At 71.4% G+C, this 25,156-nt stretch carries 19 protein-coding genes; 4 read left to right on the top strand and 15 right to left on the bottom strand.

The window, feature by feature from the left end; translation table 11 throughout:
* Positions 1–266 precede the first annotated feature (266 nt).
* From A4R25_RS02870 to A4R25_RS02845, 6 genes are all read right to left on the bottom strand, one after another.
* Complete coding sequence (locus A4R25_RS02870) at positions 267–1,709, bottom strand: RICIN domain-containing protein (protein WP_082930891.1); 1,443 nt, start codon at positions 1,707–1,709, stop codon at positions 267–269.
* Between the two features lie 64 nt (positions 1,710–1,773).
* Positions 1,774–3,432, bottom strand: a complete 1,659-nt coding sequence (locus A4R25_RS02865) for an RICIN domain-containing protein (RefSeq protein ID WP_064445496.1) — start codon at positions 3,430–3,432, stop codon at positions 1,774–1,776.
* Positions 3,433–3,470: 38 nt separating this feature from the next.
* Positions 3,471–4,964: a family 43 glycosylhydrolase gene (locus A4R25_RS02860; RefSeq protein ID WP_064445495.1), complete on the bottom strand. Its 1,494-nt coding sequence runs from the start codon at positions 4,962–4,964 to the stop codon at positions 3,471–3,473.
* A gap of 38 nt (positions 4,965–5,002) precedes the next feature.
* Positions 5,003–6,457, bottom strand: coding sequence for a family 43 glycosylhydrolase (locus A4R25_RS02855; protein ID WP_064445494.1), 1,455 nt, complete (start codon positions 6,455–6,457; stop codon positions 5,003–5,005).
* A 254-nt stretch (positions 6,458–6,711) separates the two neighbouring features.
* Positions 6,712–7,164 (bottom strand): OsmC family protein, encoded by a 453-nt coding sequence (locus A4R25_RS02850; protein ID WP_064445493.1) that lies wholly within the window; start codon positions 7,162–7,164, stop codon positions 6,712–6,714.
* A gap of 9 nt (positions 7,165–7,173) precedes the next feature.
* Positions 7,174–7,971, bottom strand: coding sequence for a TIGR02452 family protein (locus A4R25_RS02845; RefSeq protein ID WP_064445492.1), 798 nt, complete (start codon positions 7,969–7,971; stop codon positions 7,174–7,176).
* A 183-nt stretch (positions 7,972–8,154) separates the two neighbouring features.
* On the opposite strand from A4R25_RS02845, the gene A4R25_RS02840 reads away from it, so the two are divergent.
* Entirely contained in the window at positions 8,155–8,952 is a 798-nt protein-coding gene (locus A4R25_RS02840; protein WP_051610856.1) for a DUF429 domain-containing protein, read from the top strand.
* A gap of 1,214 nt (positions 8,953–10,166) precedes the next feature.
* On the opposite strand, the gene A4R25_RS02835 is transcribed toward A4R25_RS02840, so the two are convergent.
* The 7 genes from A4R25_RS02835 to hutH are packed head-to-tail and all read right to left on the bottom strand — an operon-like array spanning position 10,167 to position 18,906.
* Positions 10,167–11,447: a HAMP domain-containing sensor histidine kinase gene (locus A4R25_RS02835; RefSeq protein ID WP_064445491.1), complete on the bottom strand. Its 1,281-nt coding sequence runs from the start codon at positions 11,445–11,447 to the stop codon at positions 10,167–10,169.
* Positions 11,447–12,118, bottom strand: a complete 672-nt coding sequence (locus tag A4R25_RS02830; protein WP_104112254.1) for a response regulator transcription factor — start codon at positions 12,116–12,118, stop codon at positions 11,447–11,449. The genes A4R25_RS02835 and A4R25_RS02830 overlap by 1 nt, the downstream gene beginning before the upstream one ends.
* A gap of 52 nt (positions 12,119–12,170) precedes the next feature.
* A complete protein-coding gene (locus A4R25_RS02825) occupies positions 12,171–13,439 on the bottom strand; it encodes a cation:proton antiporter (protein WP_064445490.1) in 1,269 nt (422 codons plus the stop codon).
* A complete protein-coding gene (locus A4R25_RS02820) occupies positions 13,436–14,770 on the bottom strand; it encodes a cytochrome P450 (protein WP_051611456.1) in 1,335 nt (444 codons plus the stop codon). Before A4R25_RS02820 ends, A4R25_RS02825 begins: the two co-directional genes overlap by 4 nt.
* Entirely contained in the window at positions 14,767–15,840 is a 1,074-nt protein-coding gene (locus A4R25_RS02815) for an alpha-hydroxy acid oxidase (protein ID WP_064445489.1), read from the bottom strand. The genes A4R25_RS02820 and A4R25_RS02815 overlap by 4 nt, the downstream gene beginning before the upstream one ends.
* A 1-nt stretch (position 15,841) precedes the next feature.
* Entirely contained in the window at positions 15,842–17,407 is a 1,566-nt protein-coding gene (locus tag A4R25_RS02810) for an NAD(P)-binding domain-containing protein (RefSeq protein WP_064445488.1), read from the bottom strand.
* Between the two features lie 11 nt (positions 17,408–17,418).
* Positions 17,419–18,906, bottom strand: coding sequence for a histidine ammonia-lyase (gene hutH, locus A4R25_RS02805; RefSeq protein WP_064445487.1), 1,488 nt, complete (start codon positions 18,904–18,906; stop codon positions 17,419–17,421).
* A 63-nt stretch (positions 18,907–18,969) separates the two neighbouring features.
* Between hutH and A4R25_RS02800 the strand changes: the two genes are divergently transcribed.
* The 3 genes from A4R25_RS02800 to A4R25_RS02790 all read left to right on the top strand — a co-directional run bounded on the left by A4R25_RS02800 (position 18,970) and on the right by A4R25_RS02790 (position 23,799).
* Positions 18,970–20,514 (top strand): NAD(P)-binding domain-containing protein, encoded by a 1,545-nt coding sequence (locus A4R25_RS02800; protein WP_043322960.1) that lies wholly within the window; start codon positions 18,970–18,972, stop codon positions 20,512–20,514.
* Complete coding sequence (locus A4R25_RS02795; RefSeq protein WP_064445486.1) at positions 20,504–21,937, top strand: class I adenylate-forming enzyme family protein; 1,434 nt, start codon at positions 20,504–20,506, stop codon at positions 21,935–21,937. Before A4R25_RS02800 ends, A4R25_RS02795 begins: the two co-directional genes overlap by 11 nt.
* A gap of 353 nt (positions 21,938–22,290) precedes the next feature.
* Positions 22,291–23,799, top strand: coding sequence for a CopD family protein (locus A4R25_RS02790; protein ID WP_373887998.1), 1,509 nt, complete (start codon positions 22,291–22,293; stop codon positions 23,797–23,799).
* 27 nt (positions 23,800–23,826) lie between these two features.
* Here the strand turns inward: A4R25_RS02790 and A4R25_RS02785 are convergent, their stop codons facing one another.
* The gene (locus A4R25_RS02785; RefSeq protein WP_064445484.1) at positions 23,827–24,750 is read right to left on the bottom strand and encodes a M56 family metallopeptidase; all 924 of its coding nucleotides are present in this window, start codon (positions 24,748–24,750) and stop codon (positions 23,827–23,829) included.
* Positions 24,747–25,109 carry a BlaI/MecI/CopY family transcriptional regulator gene (locus tag A4R25_RS02780; RefSeq protein WP_082930889.1) on the bottom strand — a complete coding sequence of 121 codons (363 nt, stop codon included), beginning with the start codon at positions 25,107–25,109 and terminating at the stop codon, positions 24,747–24,749. The genes A4R25_RS02785 and A4R25_RS02780 overlap by 4 nt, the downstream gene beginning before the upstream one ends.
* Positions 25,110–25,156 lie beyond the last annotated feature (47 nt).

Genomic DNA, 25,156 nt, shown 5'->3' with positions numbered 1-25,156 from the left:
AGCTTGTCGAAAGTTTCGGCGAACTTCGATCGCCCGACCGGCACAGACTATCCGTTGAAGCGTTCTAGTGACAATGTCGACGACCAGTCCATCTGTGTTCTGTTAGCGCTTTCTGTTTCCGGAACTTCTTCCGATAGTTCATCCCGTCACCCCCTCGGCGGCCCCGCAATGAGAGCCCGGCCCGGCCCTGCTTCCGACGGCCGGGCCGGCCCGAGAAAGCCCGGGCCGGCCCAGCCGGTGACGTGGTGGCGCCAGGCGGCGCGCGGTCAGACGCTGATCCGGCCGGCGCCGGCGCCCGCCGTCACGACGGACTTCACGTCGCAGGCGGCGTCCATCGTGTACGGGTACGGGATGCCGGCGACGCTGCCTCCGGCCTGCCCGGCCCCCGAGTTGACGAAGCAGTTGTTGCGTGCGACCAGGGATCCGGGGCCGGAGGAGCCCTCGCCCCGGTGGTAGGGGTCGGCGGTGTTCTCGAAGTAGTTGCCCTCCACGAGCACCCCGGCGTTCATCGTCGACGCCACCCCGTAGCCGCCGACGTTGCTGTAGAGGTTGTTGTAGACGTGGACCGGGTTGCCGAAGCGCACCCGCGGGTGGCGCTGGTTGGAGCCGTCGAACCAGTTGTGGTGGTAGGTGACCCGCAGGTGCCCGACGTCCTGGCTGCCGTTGTCGTCGCTGTGGCCCAGCAGCATCGACTTGTCGTGACCGTAGACGCGGTTCCAGGACACGGTGACGAAGTCGGAGCCGCGCTTGATGTCGACAGCGCCGTCGTACCCGTTGGTGAAGCTGTTGTGGTCGATCCAGATGTTGGTGGCCGACTGCTCGACGTTTATCGCGTCATCGTTCCAGTTGCGGAAGTTCAGGTTGCGGACGATGACGTTGCGGTCGCCGCTGACGGTGAATCCGCAGCCGGAGATCGTCGCGCCGGCGTTGCCGAGGATCGTCTTGTTGGAGCGGACCCGCAGCATGCCGGAGCAGGAGATCGTGCCGGAGACCCGGATCACCGCGGCGCTGGACGACCCGAGCGCGCTGGACAGGGCGGACGCGCTGGTCACCGTGGTGACGGCGGCGTTGCCGCCGCCGGTGGTGCCGCCGTTCTGGGTGGCCCAGCCGACCAGCCCGGTCTGGGGCGTGCCGGGGCTGCCAGCGCCGATCGGCACCAGTTGCCACTGCTGGTTCCACCCGTTGAGGTCGGTGTACTGGCTGATCCGGGCGCCGTCGGCGGTCGATCGCTCCCAGACCTCCAGGGCCTTGCTGGAGTGCCTGTTGATCAGACGGATGTAGCCGCTGTCCGAGTCGAGGACCTGGAACTGCTGGTTCGTGCCGTTGAGGTCGGGCCACTGCCGGTACTCGGCGCCGTCGGCGGTGTTCCACTCCCACAGGTCGATCACCTTGCCGCTGTGGCGGGCTCGCAGGCGGTAGTAGCCGCTGCCGGAGGAGACGAACTGGAACTGCTGCCACGCGCCGTCGTTGCGGGACCACTGCTGGATCACCGCGCCGTCGGCGGTCGAGGTGTCCCGGACGTCGAGGACCTTGCCGCTGTTGCGGTTGACCAGCACGTACCAGGCGCTGGTGTCGATGGTCGCGGCCTGCGCCGAGGGCGATGCGACGACCGCGCCGACGGTGCCGACGACGAGGGCGCCGGCGGCGGCGACCACTGACCGCCAGCGGTGCCGCCGGCGCCTTTCGGTGGTGGTGAGAGCCGTTGTCACGGGGACTCCTCCGGTGGACGGTGGTGGTGGGTGGGTGGTGCGGGGGGGGGTGCGCCTGCGGCGCTCAACACCAGGTCAGCGTCGAGTTGACCCGCGTGACGTTGCTGATCGTGTTGTTCGCTCCGCCGCAGGGACTCTGGGTGATGTTGGTGTTGGTGACGGTGAGGTTCTGGAAGCGGATGCCCGAGGAGATCGGGAACTCGGTCCGGGAGGCGATGCGCACCTCGCCGCCGCCGGTCACCGTGCCGGACACCCCGGCGATCGTGACGTTGTAGCAGTTCTCCACGAGGATCGAGTTGTTGCCGGTGTTGGAGATCGTCACCCGGTCGATGACCGCGCCGCCGGACTCCGACACGCAGAAGACCCCCCGGCCGCCACCGGACGCGATCACGGTGCCGACCCGGATGTTCGTCGGGTACGAGCTGCCGATCCGGCCGTTGCGGTTGGCCATCCGGAACGCCGCGTAGCCGGTTCCGGTGCCGGCGCCCTGCGCGTCGACGGTGCCCACTGTGGCGTTGATCGTGTCGTTGAGCAGCAGACCGGAGTATCCGGTGTTGCGCGCAGTGACGGTGCCGATCGTCAGGCCGTCGACGCCGTACGTCTCGACGCCGTGCGCGCCGGTCCCCGACACGTACACGGTGTCGATGCGCACGTTGCGCACCTTGACCGCCCGGTCGCCACCGTGGTTGTCGATCCGCACGCCCAGGCCGCCGGACAGCCGCATGTCGATCTGGCCGAGCGTCAGGTTGTTCACGTTGCGCATGAAGATGCCGTACAGCGGAGCACCGGTGAGCGTCAGGTTCTGCACCTCGACGTCGGTGGTGCCGCGGGAGTAGACCGGCGCGTAGTCGCCCGACCCCGAGCCGGTCACGTTGATCGTGCCGCAGACCGCCAGCGTCGTGTACGACGGCAGCGACAACCGCGAGCCCGCGCTCATCGAGCCGGAGCCGCGCACCACCACCCGCTGCTTCGCGGTCCGTCCCGGCGTCAGCGAGTTCACCGCCGCCTGCATCGCGGCGAGCATGTCCGAGCCGGTGTACACGGTCGACGATCCGTTGCGGGCCGTCCAGGTTCCACCGTTCAACGCGGCCTCGGCCTGGTACGAGCCGCTGCCGCACCCGGTGGCCGGTGGCGGCGTGGTGGGTGTGCCGGTACCGATCGGGACCAGTTGCCACTGCTGGTTCCACCCGTTGAGGTCGGCGTACTGGCTGATCCGGGCGCCGTCGGCGGTCGACCGCTCCCAGACCTCCAGGGCCTTGCTGGAGTGCCTGTTGATCAGGCGGACGTAGCCGCTGTCCGAGTCGAGGACCTGGAACTGCTGGTTCGTGCCGTTGAGGTCGGGCCACTGCCGGTACTCGGCGCCGTCGGCGGTGTTCCACTCCCACAGGTCGACCACCTTGCCGCTGTGGCGGGCCCGCAGGCGGTAGTAGCCGCTGCCGGAGGAGACGAACTGGAACTGCTGCCACGCGCCGTCGTTGCGGGACCACTGCTGGATCACCGCGCCGTCGGCGGTCGAGGTGTCCCGGACGTCGAGGACCTTGCCGCTGTTGCGGTTGACCAGCACGTACCAGGCGCTGGTGTCGATGGTGGCGGCCTGCGCCGGCGGCGCGGCCACCACCGCCACGCCGATCGCGCCGGCCACCGCCGCCACCAGGGCCAGCACCAGGCCGGCCCGCCGGGGCCGTCGGGCGCCGGGCGGCGACGTCACTGCGGGGTTGAGCATCGTGGACCTCCAAAGGGGGTACGCCGGTTTGCGGGCGCCTACTCCAGGTGGAAGGTGGCAGTGGCCCGGTCGGCGCTGGTGTCCACCGCTTCGAGCTGGAGCAGTCCGTCGCGGTGGCGGACGTACCGGCCGCTGTAGTTCTGCGACTCCAGCGAGAGCGCCTCGGGCGCGGCCAGGCCGGGACGGCGCTGGAAGCTCGCGTCGTTGTCGAACAGGGTGGAGCCGTCGTCGCGTTCGACGTAGAGGGCGAACGCGCGGTGCCTCAGGTAGTAGCCGGGGAAGTTCGTGGACTCCAGCGACACCGATCCGCCGCCGGCGAGGCCGGGGACGATGCGGAACTGCGAGTCGGCCAGCTTCGTCACGTTCGGCTCGACGCGGGCGCGGTAGTCGTAGTGCCGGACGTAGCTCGTCGTCAGGTCGTGTGACCGCAGCCGGACCGGGGTGGCCCCGTCGGGCACGGGGATGCCGAAGTTCGGGGTGCCGTCGGCGTTCCAGTACAGCTTCTGGATCCGGGTCCGCCGGTTCGGGTCGTTGAGCGGGTCGCCGCTGATGTCCCGGTAGTTGCGGTCGTGGTAGACCAGGATGTCGCTCTGCCCGTCCTCGGAGACGGTGAAGGAGTTGTGTCCGGGGCCGTACTGGCCGGTGGCGGCGCTGCTGGCGAACACCGGGGTCGGGCTCTTGCTCCAGGCGGCGGCGTCGAGCAGGTTCGCGCCGGCGGACGCGGTCAGCATGCCGAGGCAGTAGTTGGCGTCGGTGGCGCTCGCCGAGTAGGTGAGGAACACCCGGCCGTTGCGCTGGATCACCGTCGGGCCCTCGGCCACCCGGTAACCCCGGGTCTCCCAGTCGTACGTCGGCACCACCAGCCGGGTCACCGTGCCGGTGATCTGCCACGGGTTGGCGCCCATCCGGGCGAGGTAGACGTTGGAGTTGGTGGAGATGCCGGGTTCCTGCTGGGCCCAGGTCAGGTACCGCACCCCGTTCACGACGAACGTGGAGGCGTCCAGGCTGAACGTGTCCCACGGCGTGGTGATCCGGCCGCGTTCGGTCCACGAGCCGGACAGCGGGTTCGCGCTCGCGTTCTCCAGCACGTACATCCGGATCCGCCACACGTCGTCGGTGCGTCCGGCGGCGAAGTAGACGTACCACTTGCCGTCAATGAAGTGGATCTCCGGCGCCCAGATGTGGGCGCCCATCTCTCCGCTGGTGTGCCGGCGCCAGATCGTCGTCTCCGCGGCGCCGGCCAGTCCCTGGAGGGTGGTGGCCCGCCGGAGCACGATCCGGTCGTACTCCGGCACCGTCGCGGTCATGTAGTAGTAGCCGTCGGTGTGCTTGACGATGTGTGGATCGGCACGCTGGTTGACCAGCGGGTTGGTGTGGTTCACCGCCGGTGCGGCCTGCGCGGGTCCGGCCACCGGCAGGCCGGCGGTCACGGCGATCGCCGCGAGCGCCGCGGCCAGCATCGGCCGCAGGCGACGGCGTGCGGGCGCCGCGCCGGCCCGGTGGGCCGTGCGGAGCAGGTGTCGAAGCGGCATGTGCCCTCCCAGGTGGGCCAGGTATCGGTGGTCCCGGGTCAGTAGACGTAGGGCCAGGCGTCGGCGTCGTAGCCGATGCGGTTGACGCCGAGCAGCGACGCGCCGTTGTCGGCGTAGTAGTGGTAGAAGAGGACGTCGCCGTCGGTGTCGGCGAGGACCGCCTGGTGGCCGGGCCCGTGCACGCTGCCGTGCGAGGCGAGGATCTGGGTGCCGCCCCCGGCGAGCATGTCCCGGCCGGCGCGGTCCAGGAACGGCCCGGTCGGGCTCGCCGAACGGCCGACCATGATCCGGTACGTGCTGGCGGCGCCCTGGCAGCATCTGTCGAACGAGACGTACAGGTAGTACCAGGCGCCGCGCTTGACCAGGACCGGCGCCTCGATGCCGGGGCCGTAGTTCGCGAGACCGTACATGGCGGTGCCGAGCCGGTGCCCGGTGGCCGGGTCGATCGGGATCATCTTGATGCCGGACCAGAACGAGCCGAAGGTGAGCCACCAGCGGCCCTGGTCGTCGACGGTGAGGTTCGGGTCGATGGCGTTGAAGTCGTCGGTGGTCCGCGACTCGACGACCAGCCCCTCGTTGGTCCAGCTCCCGGAGGCTCCGGTGGCGCTGGTGGCCAGGAAGATCGCCGAACGGTTGGAGCCGAAGGTCGACGCCGAGTAGTACAGGTGATAGCGCCCGTTGCGGTACGACAGGTCGGGCGCCCAGAGGTTGCGCGCGCCACCCGTGTACGTGGTGGTCCACGGCGCGCCACCGGGGAAGACGGTGCCCGCGTTGCGGAAGGCCACCCGGTCGGTGGAGGTCTTCAACGCGATGTCGTCACCTGTGTGCGCGACGAGGTAGGTGCCGTCGGGTCGTCTGACCACCGTCGGGTCGTGCACGCCGATGTCGCCGGTGACCCGGCCGGGCTGCGGATAGGCCGGCGCCGGAGTGGTGGGTGCCGGGGTGGTCGGCGTCCCGCCGCCCAGGCGGATCAGCTGCCACTGCTGGTTGCCGCCGTCCAGGTCGGAGTAGCCGGCCAGCCGGCCGCCGTCGGCGGTCGACCAGCCCCACACGTCGATCACCTTGTTCCACTGGCGGTTCACGAACCGCACGAACCCGCCCGCGGAGTCCTGCAACCGGAACTGCTGCGTGGCCGACGACCTGTCGGTGGACTGCACCAGCTGGGTGCCGTCGCTGCCGCTCGGCAGTTCCAGCACCTTCCCGCTGTGCCGCGACCGCACCCTGTAGAAGCCGCCACCGGCGTCCACGAACTGCCACTGCTGCACCGCGAGGTCGTTGCGCGTCCACTGGTTCACCGGCGCGCTCTCCGCCGTCGACCAGTCGTACAGGTCCATCGCCTTGCCGCTGTGCCGGTTCACGAACACGTACGACGCGGTCGTGTCCACCGTCGCCGCCGACGCGGGCGGCACCCCGGCCAGCGCCCCCGCGCCGAGTGCCAGGGTCGCCGAGACCACCACCGCAACCGTCCGCGTCGTCTGAGCGGTTCGTGCCACCGAAACCTCCCGCGCTTGGTCGCTTCCGCTCCCGAGATCACGAGACGGGGCGAGCGATCATGGCAGCGGCGTTACGTCCGGGTTACCAGTCATGTTTTCGATAACATAGACGGCTGTCAAGGTAATCGGGGGGTCAAAGCTTTCCGAAGGCTTTTCTGTGGCCGGATGGCGACCCATGCCGGGACACTGCCTCGGCAATGGTTAGCGTTAACAGACCTGGCGGATCGGCCCGGGTGGCACCGGGTCTCCGGCGGTCACCGAGGCTCGGCCGGGCCCCTGTCGCTCGCGTCCACCATGGTGACGGGGGTGCCCAGCTCCACCGTGCGGGACACGGTGCAGAGCCGGTCGTGTGACTGCCGCAGAGATCGGGGCAGCGCCTCGCGGGCCCGGTCACCGTCCGCGCCGGCCGGAAACGCCACCGCGAAGGTGACGGTGAGGTTCTCCATCCGGTTGCCGGCCTCCGGGTCGCGGATCTTGTCACCGCTCACCGTGACGGCGAACCGGGTCGGTTCGGCGCGCCGGCTGGTCACCAGGTCGACGTCGACGGCGGTGCAGCCGCCGAGCGCCGCCAGCAGCAGTTCCACGGGCGTGAAGGTCGCGTCCTCCCCCGTACCCATCGACAGCTCGCCGCCACGGGCGTTGCGCACGACGTACCTGCCCACGCTGGTGCGCTCGATCTCCACCGACCGGAGCGTGTCCTCACTCATGCGACGAACCTACCGAAAGCGCTCCGCGAACGTGCGGTACACCGGCGTGCCCGGCAGCCCGTCGCGCACGGCGAACACCACCAGGCCGAACCGGTCGACCACCCGGAGCGCGTCGGCGAACGCGCCGGCCACCACGGCCGGGTCGTTGCGGAACACCCCGCACCCCCACGCGCCCAGCACCACTGTCCGATGCCCGTGCGCGGCCGCCACCTCCAGCACCCGCCGGGCCCGCCGGCCCAGCACCGCCGGCACGTCCGGCGCGCGCTCCGGCTGGTTGCGCACGATCGCGCCCAGGTTCGGCGCCGCCGCGGTCAGGAAGGACGTCGTGTACGGCCGGTCGAGCAGGTTCCCCTTGTCGTCACGGAACACCGGCACGCCCGGGGAGTAGACGACGCGGTCGCTGTAGCGCAGATCCCGTTGCCCCCGGTGGAAGGCATAGAAGTCCGGGGCGGCGAGCAGACAGGGATACAGCGCCGACGAGCGGGCGATGCTCTCCTCCTGCGCCTTCGCCCCGCCCAGGAACCCGCCACCCGGGTTCTTCGCCGACGCGAACACCAGACACGCCGCGCCGGGTCCGAGCCGGCGGGCCGCCTGCAACGTCGACTCGTACGTCACCTCGACGGTGTCGGCGCCGGGCTTCGTGCCGTCCAGGTGGAGGGCCTCGTCCGGCAGGTGCTCGCGGGTGCCGTCGACCGCGGCGCGTACCGCCGCTTCGATCGTAATGTCCTCGCCGGCATTGTTGCGGTAGCGCCCCGACTCGGCGATCGCGACCGTCTGCCGGGCGATCTCGCGGAGACGGCTGCTCATCCGGAACGCCCGTCGATGTCGTGCATGATCGGCAATCTAGGCAGCCGTCACCGCGACGGGCAACCGATTAGCGGCCGCGGACCGGCCCCTCAGTTCTGTGGACTGGCACCCGCCCGAACATCTCGTATCGAATCGTCGTTCAGATTATGGCCGCGAAGCCCCGGCCATAACTACGGTTGTGCGGTGCGGACCCTCGGCGTCGACTTAGCAGCCGCGAACGAGCGTACGGCGATGGCCGCGATCGAATGGCTGCCCGACCGGGCGGTGGTGCGCGACCTGCTCCTCGGCATCAACGACGCGCAGATTGTCGAGGCGAGCCGGCACGCGGACAAGACAGGGATTGACTGCCCGTTCGGCTGGCCGGCACCGTTCGTCGCCTTCGTCGTAGCGCACCAGGCCGGTCACGTTACGACCGTCGCCGACGTCGAGGGTGGGGCCTGGCGACGCGAGCTGGCCTATCGCCTGACCGACGAGGTGGTGCGTGACAAAACCGGGATCGTCCCGCTCAGCGTAGCTGCGGACCGTATCGGGCACGCTGCCTTCCGCTGCGCCGGCCTGCTGTCGATGCTCGCCGCGGACGGCCAGGATGTCGATCGCTGCGGTGACGGCCGTGCCGTCGAGGTGTATCCGGCAGCAGCCCTGAACCGCTGGGGATTGACCCATCGCGGTTACAAGGGCCGACGCCGCAAGGTCCAGCCCGGCGATATCGTGACGGCGCTGAGCAACGCCGCGCCCTGGCTGGAGTTCGGCGCGTTCGAGGCGCTGGCCCGGCGTAGCCACGACGCGTTCGACGCGGTGATCGCTTCGTTGGCGGCTCGTGCGGCTGCGACCGGCAGGGTCAACGGGCCGAATGACGAACAACGGCCACTCGCCCGCTCCGAGGGATGGATAGCGTTGCCGACGTCCCCTCTGCGCGTCCTCATTGAAACGGCCGATCCGACCACGCCAAACGGCTCACTCCCGACGAGCAGCCGCGGTTGATCGCGTCCGCTTCGCACTGCCTAGTTATTCACCAGAAGGCCACCAGCTAGATTCGCGCCGACCACATGCCACGGCAGGCAACCACTCCGATCTTTCGTCTTAGGAAAACAACGAGCTGCGGATGCGCGCTAACCCGGCCCGACGCGGTAACCCTTGTCGACACGACACAATCGAAGCAAGTGGAGCCGTCGGCACGCCCAACGACAGCCGCTGGAAACCCCTGCGACAACACCGATGCTGCGGCCTTCGACCGACTGTCCCCACCGACGATTAGGCGCTACCGCCACCGCGGTCACTTACGTGGGCAGTTACGCCTATCGTGCCCGTGATAGGAACACACGCTGCACCGCCCAGCGTGCGGAGATACCGCGCACGACCGCTTGTCGTGCCCTTCTTCACCGCACCAAGAACAGGTGCGGGTCCGGCTCGCACTCATCGTCGCCCTTCTGTTACTCGCAGCTCGCCGCGCAGGCAAGCAAGTGCGCCGCTTCTGATCGAAAGCTTCGCGGGCGTGACTCTATCGCCTGCGTGGTTCGCAGCCAATAGGCCCCGCAACCATGCAGATACAGATGATCGACCACACTAGACAGTCCTCATCAACCGAAGCTCGATCACCCGAACGGTGGACCAGCGACTCGGCCGTAGGGTGCCGAGCAGGTCCTCCTGCCATCTGCGGTACTTGGTGGAGAAGAGATTGCGACAGATCTGACCCGAGCTAAGACTCCAAGCACTGGCGTCAGCGCGACGAGGTCAATTCGAGTTGACCAGTTGGTTGAGGCGCTTCGTAGGCGTCCCAAGAGCGACGGGTCGGGTATGGGGCTCGACGACGAGCAGTGTTCAGCGCAGATAGGTGCCTTCCCCACCCTCGGACACCAGCCCGAAACGCACCTACGCATCCGGTCGCCTGGCCCACAGCGACGACCAGACGGCCACACCCGGATGACAGGCGGCAGGATCTGAGGCGGCTGCCCGTCCTCGGGTAGCCACGGACGCGCCGGGCCGCGGTCGGGCTGGGTGAGCGCCTCAAAGACGACGGCCGGTGGGGTGGCTGGCTGCGCGCATAACTACCGGCTTCGACCACGTCTCAAACTACGAGGGAACAGCGCACCTCCGAGCACCCGGTACGGGTACGCGTCGGTGGAGATACCGCTCGCTACTGTGCACCGGGACGGCTGGCGGGCCCGGCAGGACAGGACGCGCTCCACTTCCGGCGATCACGTACCGGCGCCGAGCTGCCACATCCGAAGGTTCCTGATCCGCGCTGCCCGGCCTGCGGCGCTCGGCGATCGTCGCATCGGAAGACGTACGGTGAAGCGGGCTCCCCGGCCCGGTTGACCCTCGGCCTCGATTGTGCCGTGGTGGCTCGTGACGACCTCCTGGAGCAGGGACAGCCCCAGGCCGAAGCGGCGGTCTCCGGCGCCCGTGCCCCTGTGGAACCGGTCGAAGATCCGCCGGGCGTCCGCCTGGTCGAAGCCCTTGCCGGTGTCGGCGATCACGAACTCCGCGGCGTTGTCCACCGCCCGCAGCGTCACGGTGATCCGGCCTCCCGCGGGGGTGTGGGCGAGCGCGTTCGCCAGCAGTTCGCCGACGACCCGGCGCAGGGCCGACTCGACGCCCGGCACCGGCAGCGGGTCACCCGGGACGTCCAGGACGAGCGTGACCTGGCGCTCGGCTGCCCGGTCGCCTTCGGCGGCGACTGTCGTACCGATCAGCGCGGTGAGGTCGACCGGCGGGTCCGGCTCCCGGTCGGCGGGCGCGGCGGCGAGCCGGGCGGAGAGCAGCAGGTCGTCGACGATCTCGCCGAGCCGGCGCGTGGTGCCGATCAGCCGTTCCAGGTCGTCCAGGTTCGTGGCGGCGCCGTCGTTGCGTGCCCGGCGCGCGATCAGCTGGGCCCGGGTGTGCACCTGGGCGATCGGCGTCCTCAGCTCGTGGCTGGCGTCCGCGACGAAGCGGCGCTGCCGGGTCAGCGCCTCCGCGAGCGGCGCGACGGCACGGCGGCCGACGAGCACACCGGTGAGCACGGCGGCGAGCAGCCCGGCCGCCGCCGCGAGGCTGAACGCGAGCAGGAGGTGCCGGCGGTCGGAGAGCTGGAAGCGGGCGTCGAACACCGCCTGGACGACGGTGTCGCCGCGCGCCTCGGTGCGTACGTGGTACGTGGTGCCGTTACGCGCGACGGTGGTGATCTCGGTGGTCCGGTTCGCCGCCACGGTGGCCAGCGTGTCGTGCAACGGGAAGCCCGGTGGCGGCGGGTTCGCGCCGGTGCGCACGGTGGCGCCGTCGTACCGGAAGATCCAACTGCATGCGGGCGGCCCGGCGATCGTCCCGTGTTCCGTGCCCCACGCCAGCTCACGCTGGATCTGCGCCTCCTGGCCGCGGACCAGGACCGCGTAGGAGATGCCGCCGGCCAGCAGGAGCAGGCCGCCGATGGTGAGGCCGACGAGCAGGCCGATCCGTAGCCGGGCCCGTCTGACGATCGCCTTCTCGACCGCCTCCATCAGAGGGTCCCGAGGCGGTAGCCGAGACCGTGCACGGTGCGTACCACCGCGCGGCCGAGCTTGCGCCGCAGGTAGTAGACGTACGTGTCCACTATCGACGCGCCGGCGGCCTCCTCGAAGACCTTGCGGCGCAGCACGGCTCGCGGATGGACGGCGTTCGGCCGGGCCGCCAGCACCCGCAGCAGCTCGAACTCGCGGGTGGACAGCGCCACCCGGGTGCCGTCGGGCAGCACCGCCTCGCGCGGTCCCAGGTCGAGTCGCCCGGCGCCGATGCGCAGCACGTCGGTCGGCTCGGGCCGGCGCCGGCACAGCGCCCGGACCCGGGCGCTCAGTTCGTCGAGGTCGAACGGTTTGACCAGGTAGTCGTCGGCGCCCGCGTCCAGCCCGGCGATCCGGTCGTCGACGGTGCCGAGGGCGGTGAGCATCAGGGTCCGGGCCGGGACCGCCCGGGCGCGCAGGCGGGTGACCAGGTCGAGGCCGTCGAGCGCCGGCAGCATCCGGTCGATGACCATCACGTCGTACGGACGGGTCAGCCCGAGATGCAGCCCGCGCTGGCCGTCGAAGGCCTGGTCGACCAGGTAACCTTCGTGGCCGAGCGTCTCGGTGAGCATCTCGGTCAGATCCGCGTCGTCCTCGACCAGCAACAGCCGGTTCGATGTTCCGCCCCGCATATGTTAACGATCTCATAGATGGTTGACGATGGAAGCGTCAGTACTTGCCTCTTCAACTATCTGAAACCGCCAGCGCGGGCGTCCGTACGCCGTCAGGCTGCCGCGCCTCCCGGCGCTCGATCCAGCTCAGCGCCGGCGTCGTCATCAGCGTGGTGACAAGCGCGACCAGCACCAGCACGGTGAACAGGGCGGGGCTCACGATGCCCGCCTCCAGCCCGACGTTCAGCGCGATGAGCTGCATCAGGCCACGGGCGTTCATCAGCGCGCCGACCCGCATCGCGACGCTCGACGGCTCACCCCGCAGCCGGGCCGCCGCCCAGCAGGCGCCGAACTTGCCGGCGATCGCCGCCGTCACGCAGGCCAGCGCGAACAACAGCACCGGCGGCGAGGCGAGCAGGCCGAACTCCGTACGCAGGCCCGAGTAGGTGAAGAACAACGGCAGGAAGAGCGTCGCGGCGACCGGTGTGAGCGTGTCCACCACCTTGTCGGTGTTGTCGGTGCGCGGCATCACCACGCCGACCGCGAACGCGCCGAAGACCGCGTACAGCCCGATCTCGTCGGTGTACCAGGCGACCAGGAACAGCAGGGCGACGGTGCCGAGCAGCCGGGCGCGGTCGTTGAGGGCCCGGTGGGTCATCAGCGTGGCGGCGGCCGTACGCCCGCCGAACCAGAGCACCAGCCCGAACAGGACCGCTCCGCCCGCGGTGACGATCGCCGGACCGGCCCGGCCGGACGCGACCGCCAGCACGGCGGCCAGCATGATCCAGGCGACCACGTCGTCGATCGCGCCGCTGGCCAGGGCGAGCGTGCCGTGCCGGGTGCCGGCGTGCCCTTTCTCGGTGATGATCCGGGCCAGCATCGGGAACGCGGTGATGGCCAGGGCGACGCCGACGAACGCGGCCGAGACCCCGAGTGACGTCCCGTCGGCCTGGATCGGCACAACGCCCGCCGTCACCAGCACCAGCAGCGCCCCCAGCAGCAGCGGCGCGGTGACTCCGGCCAGCGAGATCACGCCGGCGGTGCCGGCGAGCCCGGTGACCCGATGGCTGCTGAACGCGTACCCGGCCTGGAACATGAACAGCACCAGGCCGACCTGACCCACGATGTAGAGGACCGGGAGCAGGGGGGCCGGGAACAGGGCGTTCTGCACGTCCGGCAGGAGGAGCCCGAGCAGCGACGGGCCGAGCAGTACGCCGGCGAGCATCTCGCTGACCACGGCGGGCTGGCCCGCCTTGCCGAGCAGCCACGCGACCCCTTTGCAGAAGATCAGGATCACCGTGACCGCGATGAAGAACCGTGGCGCCAGCTCCGTTGGTGTCATCGGACAGCCCTCTCGAAGTAGTCGGTGCACAACCGCTGCCGGCGGGCGTCGACCACCATCCAGGTGCCGAACACCAGTTGCCGGATACTGCGGCCCACGTCGGCCCACCGGTCCCGCGACCGCATCGCGGCCAGCCGCAGCCGCCCCGGCGGGGGGCTCCCGACCGGTGTCAGATACGCCGGGCCCCGGCTGGGCAGCGACCGGGTGTGTGAGACGGAGGAGGTCAGCACGTAGCGGCGCAGCACCTCGCGGGTCGCGGCGCGCATCATCACCGGCGCGACGCCGCGGGCCGGGCAGGCGCGGTTCGCGGTGACCCCGTACGGGATGAAGTGCGCGTCGCCGCGCTTGAGCGTCAGCCACCGGTCCGGGTCGAACCGGTCGTCACCGGCAGCCCCACCGCGGTGGAACGCCAGGTAGTTGAAGAGCAGCACCGTTCCGGCCGGCAGCGACACGCCGGTGGGCAGCGTGATCGGCGCCGAGGTGATCCGGTGCGCGACGCCGAAGAGCGGGTGCACCCGCAGCGTCTCGTCGATCACCCGGTCCAGCGCGTCGTCACCGTCCAGCCCGCGCTGCACGTCGGGGTGCGTGGCGAGGGCGAGCAGCACGTGCGCCATCGCCTCGGACATCTGCACCACGGCGGTGTTGAAGAACGCGCCCTGGAGATACCAGGCCGTCTCCTGGGCGGTGAACGGCGGCGGCAGCGTCACCGGGCAGGTGCCCGCCTCGATCCGGTCGCGCAGATACCCGGTCAGCCGCTCGCGCCGGCGCATGTGCCGCAGTCCGGTGCACTTCAGCCCGCTGACCACGTCGTCGGCGTTGGCGACGATCAGCGCCCGCGCGTGCGGCGGGCACGCCTCGCCGAAGACGAGCTCGTAGTAGACCTCGGCCCAGACCGGCATCATCAGGTCACGCAGCCGGACGTGGCTGGTCCGGTCGGCCGGCAACCGGTCGAGCACCCGCCGGGTGGCGGCGGTGGCGAGAGCGTCGCAGCGCTCGCGGCGTACCGCGAGCACCCGCCGGGTCGTGGCGGCGACGGTGCGGTAGCGCTCCCCCGGCTCCAGATGTTCCTGGTGCATGTGCGGTCCGGGCGCCAGCCAGTACCAGAACAGGTCCGACAGCCCGGCCCCGCGGCTGCGTCCGTCCGCCGCAGGATCGGCGTACACCCGCTCGAAGTGCTCCATGCCGACGACGGGGCCCGGCACCGGAACGCCTTCGACACCGTTGACTCTGACGAACACCCACTCCCGCAGCCGGACCACGGTGCGGGGCAGCCAGTACGGCACGGTCCACCCGATCCCGGCCAGGACCAGCAGGACGATCAGGGCGCTCATCCGCACGCCACCGTGGCGACCAGGTCGTCGCGCAGGTCGGCCGGCCCGGTGACGCCGGCCAGCGTCAGCGTCCGGTCGAGGTCGGCGTGGAGCAGGTCGAGCACGTGGCGTACCCCGGCGGCGCCGCCCACCGCGAGCCCCCACAGCACCGGGCGGCCGACCAGCACCGCGCTCGCGCCGAGCGCCAGCGCCACCAGGACGTCGGCGCCCCGGCGGACACCGCCGTCGAGCAGCACCGGCAGCCGCCCGCCGACGGCCTCGACCACCGCGGGCAGCGCGTCCAGGGTGGCCAGCGCGCCGTCGAGCTGCCGGCCCCCGTGGTTGGAGACCAGCAGACCGTCGAGACCGTACGAGACGGCCAGCGCCGCGTCCGCCGGATGCAGCACCCCCTTCAGCAGGATCGGCAGCGCGGTGATCTCGCGCAGCCGGGCGATCCGGGCCCAGTCCAGCCCGGCGTCCATCTCGATGTCCCGCACCCGGCCGGTCGCGTCGCGCATGTTCTCGCAGCTCAGCCCGGCCGGCAGGTCGACGAAGCCGTGCCGCAGGTCGCGTTCGCGCCGGCCGAACACGGGCGAGTCGACGGTGACGACCAGAGCGCTGCACCCGGCCGCCTCCGCCCGCCGTACCACCGATGCGGTGAAGTCGAGGTCCGGCTGCGGGTACAGCTGGAACCAGAGCGGCCCGCCCGCGGCGGCGATCTCCTCGACCGGGCGGGTGGCCGCCATGCTGACCACCATGATCGTGCCCGCCTCGGTGGCGGCGCGGGCGGTGGCCACCTCGCCCTCGGGGTGGGCCAGCCGGTGGAACGCGGTCGGCGCGATCAGCACCGGCATCGAGATCCGGCTGCCGAACAGGGAGACCCGCAGGTCGCGCCGGGCGGCGCCGCGCAGGACGCGGGGCACCAGGTAGCGCCGGGCGAAGGCCGCCTCGTTGGCGCGCACCGTACGTTCCTCGCCGGCTCCGCCGGAGAAGAAGTCCCAGTGCACCGGGTCCAGGCGGCCCCGCGCGTCGGCGGCCAGCTCGGCCAGGTTCAGCGCCGGACCGTCCAGCGCCGCGTCGAGCGGGCGCATCTCAGCTCTCGGCACTGCTCAGGCAGCTGTCGACGAACGCGACGAGCGGCGCGACGTGGGTCTCCGGGCGGTCCCACCGGTTCTCCAGGTTCTCCGCCAGGTGGTGGGTGGCGACGAGCCGGCCCGCCCGGTGATGGCGGACGACCGGATGCAGGTAGGCGGCGTCGTGGGCCTGGCCGGCGACGTCCTGGGCGACCCGGTTGACGGTGACGTCGAACGGGTCCACCTGGTCGTGCTCGGGACCGTACTCCAGGGTGACCACGAAGGCGTGCTCGTAGTCGTGGTCGGGGGTACGCAGGCCGGTGCCGGTGAAGTACTCGACGGGCACCTCCTCGTGGTAGCGCGCGTCGGACCCGGCGACGGTGACCACGTCGGCGAGGAAACCGAACTGCTGCCACAGCGCGGAGGTGCGGTTGACCCGCGCGACGACGGCGTCGGCGATCAGCTCTCCGGTGGCGTCCAGCTTCTCCGCCGGCCACGGCGTGTCCCCGTACCGTCGTTCCAGGATCCGGTGCAGCGCCCGAACGGCGTACCGGAAACCGTGGATGAAGCCGCTCGTCGAGCGTTTGAAGTCCCGCTCCTGGCTGATCGTGCCGGCGAAGTAGAGGCCGGGCACGTTCACCGACTCCCACTCCGGGGTCTGCGCCGGAAAGCGGTCCCGGATGGCGAGTTGCGGACGGCAGGTGTCGTCGAAGATGGACGCGTCGAAGGCGAACCCGGTGCAGGCGAGCACCCGGTCGTACCGCAGCTCCTTGACCACCTCGTCGGCGCGGGAGAACGAGAACGTCACAGTGAAGCCGTCGCCGTCGCGCTCGATGCGCTTGACGTCGCCGTCGAGGATCGCGTTCGCCGACTTCAGCTGGTAGGTGTCCAGGAAGTTGTTGTTCACCGCGCGCAGGTGTCCCACGTAGTGCGTGCGCCAGGCCATCCGGATCGAACTCGGCCCGGCCACGTGGATCAGCGTGGTGGTCTCCATCAGGTTGTCCGCGGTCTCGAACGCGGAGTTCCCCTTGCCGATGATCAGCACCTTCTGGTCCAGGTAGTCGCGCGGGTCGACGGACATCTCCGCGTACTGCTCGGCGAGTTCCAGGCCCGGGATCTCCGGCCGGTACGGCTGCGAGACGCCGGTGGCGACGACGAGCCGTCGCGCCCGGAACACCTCCTCCCCCGCCCGGACCTCGAACACCCCGTCGACCTTGCCGACCGACGTCACGCGGCAGCCGTACCGGACACGCGCCCCCGTCTTCGCGGCGAAGTCGGCCAGGTAGCGGACCATCACGTCGGCGTCGGGGAAGTACCGCTCGGTGTAGCCGGTGAACCGCAGCGCCGGGTCGTCGCTGAGCAGCGAGTTCCAGTCCAGCCGCAGGTTCAGCTCCGGATCGTCGGAGCCGGTGTGCGGCTTGTTGATGGAGATCAGTTGCCGGTGGCGGGGGAAGGTGGCGAAGAACGCCCCCGGTATCCCCGCCTGTTCCAGGACCAGATAGTCGCGCTTGCCGTCGGCCTCCAGCAGGGCCGCGAGCTGCAGGCCGGCCGGTCCGGCTCCGACGATCAGGTAGTCAAGCGTCATGTGCGTCCACCTCAGGAGAAGGAAACGGAGAAATCGGCGATCACATCGGCGGCGCGCCGCACGTCGGCGTCCAGCGGCCGGTCCGGGTCGATCGGCGGTACGACAGCGGCCACCGCGGCCAGCGCCTCGGCACAGCCGGGCGCGGTCGGCGCACGCGCGCCGACGTACGCCGCCTGGCGCAGTCCCACCGCGAGCGATCCGACGATCAGGTGCAGCAGCCGGGTCTGGTCCAGCGCCCGCAGCGCGGCCTGGGTGCCGAGCGGGACGACGTCCTGGTTGTGCAGGTTGGTCGGCACGCTCTGCATGCTCGCGGGCATGGTGTCCCGGCGAATCTCGGTGATCAGGGCGGTCGCCGCCAGTTGCACGCCCTGCAGCCCGTGCTGCTGTCCCGGGCCGGCGGCCAGCATCGGCGGCAGGCCGCCGTTGCGGTTCGGGTCGACGAGCAGATCCAGTTGCCGTTCGGCGAGGTTGCCGACCTGCGCCACGACCATCGACAGCACGTCGGCGGCGAACGCGGCCGGCTGCCCGAAGAAGTTGCCGCCGTGCACGACGAGGTCCTCGTCGGGAAAGAACAGCGGGTTGTCGGTCACGCTCGCGAGGTCGGCCCCGACGACGGCGTCGACGTAGCGCAGCGCGTCCTCGGCCGCGCCGAGCAGTTGCGGCGCGCACCTGATGCTGTACGGCTCCTGCAACGGGCGCGCCCCGGACGCGACGATCCCGGCGCCGACCCGCCGCATCCGCGCGCCCACGTCGACCGCGCCCGGATGGCCGTACGCGGCCAGCAGCCGGGCGTCGAGGAACTGCGTGTCGCTGCCCAGCAGATCGGCGAGCAGGCAGGTGAGCACCTGGACCGCCCGGTGCGCGCAGCGGGCCGCGTCCAGCGCCAGCGCCGTCGCCGCGGTGGTCAGCGACGTGCCGTTGACCAGGGCGAGCGCGTCCCGCCCGTCCAGCGGCAGCGGTTCCAGGCCGGCCCGCTGCAGCGCCTCGGCCGCCGGTAGCCGTACCCCGTCCAGGTAGGCGTGCCCACGGCCCCGTAACGCCTGGGCGGCGGCGCCCAGCGGGATCAGGTCACCGCTGGCGCCGACCGAACCCAGCCGGGGCACCACGGGGACGAACGTGGTCGCGAGCATCGCCGCGAGCGCGTCGATGACGTGCGGCGAGACCCCCGACGCGCCCCGGGCCAGCGACGCCGCCCGCAGCAGCAGAGTCGCGCGGACCACCTCCGGGTCGAGTTCCGGGCCCTGCCCCGCGCCGAGGTGGGCGAGCGTGTTGTCGGCCTGGTCGCGCAGGTCGGCGCGGCCCGCGTACCCGACGAGAGCGCCGAAGCCGGTGGTCGCGCCGTACACCGCACGGTCGTCGCCGAGCACCGCGGACAGGAAGGTACGGGCGGCCGTGACGCGCTCCCTGGCCTGTGCTCCGACAACGACCTTGACCGGGTCACGGGCGGCACGGAGGTCGGCGATCCGCAGTGGGACATCGAGGTCCACCTCTGTCGTCATGCGATCGCACCCTAGAGACGAATTCTCAGAACGCTCTGAGATCGAGTCGCTACGTTGCGGCGCATGACGGTCGACTATCTGATCATCGGAGCCGGACCGGCCGGGTTGCAGCTCGCTCACCTGCTGGAGCGCGACGGCCGCGACTACCTGGTCCTGGAGGCCGGCCCGGCGCCGGGCACGTTCTTCACCACCTACCCCCGGCACCGGCAACTCATCTCGATCAACAAGGTCTGGACCGGGTCCGACGATCCGGAGTTCAACCTGCGCGCGGACTGGAACTCGCTGCTCACCGACGATCCGGCGCTGCTGTTCAAGAACTACAGCCGCCGGTACTTCCCGGACGCGGCCGACCTGGTGCGCTACCTCGCCGACTTCGCACGCGGCCTCCGGGTCAGATACGACACCCGGGTCACCCGGATCGCGCGCGACGGCGACCTGTTCACCGTCGACACCGGCGACGACACCCTCACCGCCCGCCGGGTGGTCGTCGCCACCGGCGTGTCCCAGCTGTACGTCCCGCCGATCGAGGGCGCCGCGCTCGCCGAGCGGTACGACACGGTCAGCGTCGACCCGGACGACTTCACGAACCAGCGCGTCCTCATCATCGGCAAGGGCAACTCGGCCTTCGAGACCGCTGACGCCCTGGTCGAGACGGCCGCTGTCATCCACGTCGCCGGCCCGCACTCGATCAAGCTGGCGTGGCAGTCGCACTACGTCGGGCACCTGCGAGCGGTGAACAACAACTTCCTCGACACGTACCAGCTCAAGTCGCAGAACGCGGTCCTCGACGGCGTCGTCGAGCGGATCGCCCGGCGCGACGACGGCGGCTACCGGATCGACTTCCGGTACGCCCGCACGGTCGAGGCGATCCGGCAGATCGACTACGACCGGGTCATCCTCTGCACCGGATTCCGGTTCGACGCGAGCATCTTCGACCCGTCCGCCCGGCCGCGGCTGGTCATCAACGACCGCTTCCCGGAGCAGACCCCGGCGTACGAGTCGGTGAACGTGCCCGGCCTCTACTTCGCCGGCACCCTCACCCAGCAGCGCGACTTCAAGCGCTCGACGAACGGGTTCATCCACGGCTTCCGGTACGGCGTGCGGGCCCTGCACCGCATCCTCGGCGCCCGCCACCACGACACCCCGTGGCCGGCCACGCCGCTGGAACCCACCCCGGAGGCGATCGCCGACGCGGTCATCGCCCGGATCAACCGCACCTCCGCGCTGTGGCAGCAGTTCGCGGTCCTCGGCGACGTCGTCGTCGTCGACGGCGACACCGCGCGCTACCACGAGGAGGTGCCCGTCGCGTACGTGCACGACGGCGGCCTGGGCCCGGAGCCGTTCGCGTTCGTGGTCACCCTGGAGTACGGGCCGGACCACGACCAGGTCGACCCGTTCGACGTCACGGTGCCCCGGATCGCCGAGAACGACGCCGCGCACGCGCACGACGCCAGCTACCTGCACCCGGTCGTCCGGGTCCATCGCGGCGGCCGGGTCGTCGCGACGCACCACCTCGCGGAGAACCTGGAGAACCACTGGAATCTGCCGGACGTGCACCACCAGCCGCTCGTGCTCTTCGTCAAGGGCGTGCTCTCCGATGCCGGCTGAGGTCTGGCCGCAGCCCGTGCTGGACCTGCTCGCCACCGGTGACAACCGGCCGGTCTTCGAGGACGGCGACCAGACCGTGACCACGGCCCAGATGTACCGGCTGGTCCGGCGCATCGCCGCCGGGCTCCGGGCCGCGGGGGCCGGCCCCGGCGTCGGGGTGGCCCTGCGGCTCGGCGTCACCGCGGAGGCGTTCGCGGCGATCATCGCGGCGTTCGCGGTCGGCGCCCGGGTATCCGGAATCCGCCCCGACCTGACACCGGCCCACCGCGCCTGGCAACTCGGCGAGAACACGCTGCTGGTCGACGACGCCCGGGTCGCCGAGTTGGCGGGCACCCCCGACGACGGAAGGCCGCTGATCGCCGCCGGTCGCCCGGACGACGTCGCCCGGATCGTCTGGACCAGCGGCAGCACCGGCAGCCCGAAGGGCTGCGCGCAGACGTACGCGGCGATGAGCGCGGCCTGGGCCCCGTACCCGGACCGGTGGCCCCCGGCGATCGCCGACCTCGCCACCCGGCTCCAGCGTTACCTGGTCTTCGGCTCGCTGAGCAGCCAGGTGATGCTGGAGTACGGCATCCTCACCCTGGCTGCGGGCGGCACCCTCGTCGCGGCCCGGCCCCCGGGCTTCCCCGGCATGATCGCCCGGCACCGGGCGACCGCCAGCGTCATCACCGTGGGCAAGCTGTACCAGCTCGTGCGCGACCAGCGCGCCGATCCGGTCGACCTGAGCAGCCTGCGGGCCCTGCTGGTGTCCGGCTCCCCACTCCCACCGGGCCGGCTGGCCGAGGCGCTCGACGTGCTCGGCCCCGTCGTCTTCCACGGCTACGGCCAGACCGAGACCGGCATGATCACGATGGTGACGCCGGCCGAGATGCTGGCGTCCCCGGCCGCGCTCGCCTCGGTCGGCCGCCCACCGGCGGTGACCGCGCTGTCCATCCGGGACGCCGACGGCCGGCCCGCCACCGAGGGGGAACTGTTCGTGCGGACACCGGCGCAGGCCACCGCCTACTGGGACGACCCGGACGAGACCGCCGACGTGTTCGTCGACGGCTGGGTGCGCACCCGCGACCTGGCCCGGCTGGACGGCGACGGCTACCTGCACCTGCTCGGCCGGATCCGGGACGTCATCATCGTGCACGCCAACCTGGTGTACGCGGGCCCGATCGAGCGGGTCCTCGCCGCCGATCCCACGGTCGCCGAGGCGTACGTCGTCGGCCGTCCCGACGACGTCACCGGGGAGGCGGTGCACGCGTACGTGGTGCCGGCCGCCGGTCACGACATCGATGCCGGGCGGCTGCGTGCCGTGGTGACGGAGGCGCTGGGCGACTCGTCGGCACCGAAGACGATCCAGGCCATCGAGCGGGTTCCGGTGGCGGCGAGCGGCAAGCCGGACAAGCGCGCCCTGGCGTACCCGGCACCCACATGACCTTCACCGGTCGTCACCGTCGGCGCGCTCCTGCTCGGGTACGCGCTGATCGTGCCGTGGATCTACGCGGGAGCGCAGGCCTGAGGCCCGGAACGCAAACCACCTAGGTGACGCGGTAGGCGGTGTAGCGCACCCGGTCGGCCTCGCGGATCGCCGACGCCACGAAGACGCACTGCTCCGTTGACCAGGCCAGCTCTCTACTACCAACTGCTAGTAGTTCCCTTAGGATGGCGACCGCATCAGGTCGGAGCGATGGGCGCCGGCTCCACGCCTCCTCGACGAAGGGATCAGCGGTGCCTTTCCCGGGGCGTCATCGGTCACCGGCGCGCGGCGCGGCACGGTGGGTGCTGCTGGTGTGGCTGGCGTGCTGTCCCGCCGTGTTCGTGGTGCTCGGGTTCGCGTCGCCCGCCGCCGCGCACTTCAAGCTGCTCAAGGTCGTACCGGCGGACGGCACGCGCGTGGACGCCGCGGTCGCGGAGATCCGGCTGACGTTCAGCGCCCCCGGCACGCCCACCGCGGCCGGCTTCCGGCTCTCCCGCGAGGGTGCGGCCGTTCCGGTGACCACTCACACCCCCGACGGGGGCCGTACCTGGCTGGTCCACCCCTCCGCCGCGTTGACCGACGGGGAGTTCACGCTGCGCTGGAGCGTGGCCGCCCCGGACGCCCATCCCCTGACCGGCGATGTCACGTTCACCGTGGTCCCGGCCGACGCGCCACCGGGCGCGACGGCCACCCCCCGGCCCACGGCCGGTTCGCACGGGCACACCGGTCACGGTGGACCGGCCGTTCCGTCGGCGTCCCCACCGGCCCATTCCGCTGGGCACGCGGTGGGTCACACGGCTGACGCCGACCAGGGTTCGGTGCGGTTCGTCGGCACGGCGGGGCGGTGGCTGTCCTACGGGGCGATCCTGCTCGGTGTGGGTGGTCTGGTCTTCGCGCTGACCACACTGGTGGGTACGCGCAGCGACATCCGGCTGGTCCAGGTCTGGGTACGCGTCGCCGGGCTGACTGTGGCGGCCGGTGTGGTGCTCGAACTGGCGGCCCTGGCGGCCGTGTTCGGCGGGGGCGGTCTCACCTCGGCGGTCAGCGTACCGGCGCTGACCGCGCTCGGCCGTACGCCGGTGGCCGCCGGGCTGGGCCTGCGGTTCGCCGGTGCGGCCGGGTTACTCGTGGCCGGTTCCCTGGAGGCGGCGCTGATCCGGGGCCGGCACGCGGTCGGGCGGCACGCCGTGGCGACGGTCGCCGCGATCCCGACCGCCCCTCGTCCCCTGGTCGTGCCGCCCGCCGGTGACGTGAGCGGCGGCGAGGCGCAGCGGATACGCGCGCGAGCGGCCCGGCCGGTGCTCCTCGGTGTCACAGTGGCGCTGCTGCTCGGTTCGTTCCTGTTCGACGGGCACACCGTCACCGCGGGACCGCGGATGATCGTCGTGGCGGCGGACGTCGCGCACACGTTCGCCGCGGCGGTGTGGGTCGGCGGGGTTCTGCTCCTGGCGGCGTTGCTGTTCGGGCGTGCGCGTCTCGGTGTGCCGACGGGCGCCGCCGAGATGGCGGTGCGATTCTCCGTTCCGGCCAGCGCCGCCGTGGCGTTGACGGGTGTCGCAGGCGTCGCACTGACAGTGGCGATCCTGGATCGACCCAGTCACCTGGTGAGCACCGGTTGGGGACGGGTGCTCCTGGTCAAGGTCGCGTTGGTGGCGGTCGTGGCCGTCGTCGGGCTTTACAACAGCAGGCGGGTGGTGCCCCGGCTGGACGACCCCACCCCGGACGGGATGCGTCGCCTGCGCCGCACGGTGCTGGCGGAGGCGGTGTTGATGGTGGCTGTCCTGCTGGCCACCGCGATCCTGGTCAACACCGGCACGTAGGCCGCGACGCCCGGGTGGTCCCGGGGTCTACAGGCAGAACAGGATGCCGGTGACCACACCGGCGCCCAGCGGGGCCGCCAGGGTGGTCGAGGCGAGCACGGCACGGGCGAGCAGGTTACGGCGGTGCGGGCGGCGCCCCTGGAGGCGCTGCAGCCGGATGGCCACATCGGCACCGGCCATCGACAGCGCGGACGGCGGGTGCGGCGCGCCGGCGAAGGTCAGCAGCGCGTCGCGGACGGCGGTCGGGCCGCACTCGCGGACGGCGGCGGCGTCGGCGCGCAGTTCGACGAGCAGGCGCACGGCCGCGGGCGCCTGGCGGGTCAGAGGCAGCCACGGTACGGCGGCGGCGAGCCCTTCCACGGCGGCCACCAGGAGGTGGTGACGCTCCCGCAGGTGTGCCCGCTCATGGCTGAGCACCGCGGCGAGCTGCTCGGCCGGCAGGTCACCGGCGGCGCTGGCCAGCACCGTCAGCCCGCCGGATCCGCCGAGGCTGTAGGCCATCGGGGTCGGATGGGGGATCCACAGCACCGCCGCCTCGCCGCGCTCCGACGGGTCGCTGGCGAGCGTGAGCAGGTCGGCGTGGGCGCGGCGGGCACGGCGGGCGCGCAGCGCCCGGCGGGTGCAGGTCGCCGTGAACCGGGCGAGCACGGCCAGCAGGAGCAGCGCGCCGGTCGCCCCGACGATCTCGTCGACGGCGGGCGGCCGGCTGGGTTGCGCCCAGTGCCAGCAGATGCGGGCGAGATCGTGCAGCGCCCACTGCCGGGTGCTGCCCGGCGCGAGGAGCATCACGGTGGCGAGGACGAAGGTGGCGAACACCGCGACGATCAGGCCGAGCCAGCCGAGCAGCATCGCGACGGGGTCGGCGACGTGCCGGAAGCACAGCCGCAACGCGGCGGGGCCACACCAGGCGACCATCGCCGCGCCGGTGACGAGGGCGAGCGCGAGGCTCACTTCCCGGACTCCCGCTCGTCCAGGACCTGCCGCAGGATGTGCAGCTCGCGGTCGGAGGCGGATCGGGCGAAGTGCAGGAGCACCAGGTCGGGGTGGGTGCTCGTCTCGACGACCCGGCGCAGTGTCCGCGCGATGATCTCCTCGCGGGTACCGGCGGCACGGTAGCGGTAGGCCTTGCCGTCCTTCTCCCGTACGGCCCAGCCCTTGCGGTGCAGGTTGTCCAGCACGGTCAGAACCGTCGTGTACGCCAGGACCCGGTCGGTGGTCACCGCGTCGAGGACGTCGCGCACGAGCACGGGCTCGGGCGCACGCCACAGGACGTCCATCACTGCCGATTCGAGTCGGCCCAGTTCCGCCACGCGCTCTCCCTTCGTGCCGGTCAGGGTACGTCAGGTGTCGTGGCGGT

It is taken from the genome of Micromonospora sp. NBRC 110037, from assembly GCF_001652995.1.
GTDB lineage: Bacteria > Actinomycetota > Actinomycetes > Mycobacteriales > Micromonosporaceae > Micromonospora > Micromonospora chalcea.
Note: the sequence above shows the minus strand (reverse complement) of the source record. Positions and strands in the feature narration are given on the sequence as shown.

Bases quoted from the DNA above. Each gene is read 5' to 3' on its own strand.
- A4R25_RS02830 (WP_104112254.1), bottom strand. From the start codon at position 12,118: ATGCGGGGCGGAACATCGAACCGGCTGTTGCTGGTCGAGGACGACGCG.
- A4R25_RS02815 (WP_064445489.1), bottom strand. From the start codon at position 15,840: ATGCGCCCGCTCGACGCGGCGCTGGACGGTCCGGCGCTGAACCTGGCC.
- A4R25_RS02845 (WP_064445492.1), bottom strand. From the start codon at position 7,971: ATGAGCAGCCGTCTCCGCGAGATCGCCCGGCAGACGGTCGCGATCGCC.
- A4R25_RS02810 (WP_064445488.1), bottom strand. From the start codon at position 17,407: ATGACGCTTGACTACCTGATCGTCGGAGCCGGACCGGCCGGCCTGCAG.
- A4R25_RS02835 (WP_064445491.1), bottom strand. From the start codon at position 11,447: ATGGAGGCGGTCGAGAAGGCGATCGTCAGACGGGCCCGGCTACGGATC.
- A4R25_RS02865 (WP_064445496.1), bottom strand. From the start codon at position 3,432: ATGCTCAACCCCGCAGTGACGTCGCCGCCCGGCGCCCGACGGCCCCGG.
- A4R25_RS02825 (WP_064445490.1), bottom strand. From the start codon at position 13,439: ATGACACCAACGGAGCTGGCGCCACGGTTCTTCATCGCGGTCACGGTG.
- A4R25_RS02820 (WP_051611456.1), bottom strand. From the start codon at position 14,770: ATGAGCGCCCTGATCGTCCTGCTGGTCCTGGCCGGGATCGGGTGGACC.
- A4R25_RS02795 (WP_064445486.1), top strand. From the start codon at position 20,504: ATGCCGGCTGAGGTCTGGCCGCAGCCCGTGCTGGACCTGCTCGCCACC.
- A4R25_RS02850 (WP_064445493.1), bottom strand. From the start codon at position 7,164: ATGAGTGAGGACACGCTCCGGTCGGTGGAGATCGAGCGCACCAGCGTG.
- A4R25_RS02860 (WP_064445495.1), bottom strand. From the start codon at position 4,964: ATGCCGCTTCGACACCTGCTCCGCACGGCCCACCGGGCCGGCGCGGCG.
- A4R25_RS02800 (WP_043322960.1), top strand. From the start codon at position 18,970: ATGACGGTCGACTATCTGATCATCGGAGCCGGACCGGCCGGGTTGCAG.
- hutH (WP_064445487.1), bottom strand. From the start codon at position 18,906: ATGACGACAGAGGTGGACCTCGATGTCCCACTGCGGATCGCCGACCTC.